1 pseudogene is annotated in these 232 nt (G+C 68.1%); it reads left to right on the forward strand.

Features of this window, described 5'->3' with window-relative positions:
- A pseudogene (locus ACRHNM_RS18370) lies at positions 1 to 232 on the forward strand (ABC transporter ATP-binding protein); the annotation flags it as partial.

Raw genomic sequence — 232 nt, forward strand, 5'->3', positions numbered from 1 at the left:
AGCAGATGCTGGCGATCGGGCGGGCCTTGATGACGCGGCCGCGCCTGCTGCTGCTGGACGAGCCGACGCTGGGGCTGGCGCCGCTGGTGATCGCGCAGATCTTCGACATCATCCGCGAGATCCGCGAGCAGGGCGTCACGGTGTTCCTGGTCGAGCAGAACGCCAACAGGGCGCTGCAGGTGGCGGATCGCGGGTATGTGCTGGAGAACGGGCGGGTGGTGCTCCAGGATAC

It is taken from the genome of Psychroserpens mesophilus, assembly GCF_050617655.1.
GTDB lineage: Bacteria > Bacteroidota > Bacteroidia > Flavobacteriales > Flavobacteriaceae > Psychroserpens > Psychroserpens mesophilus_A.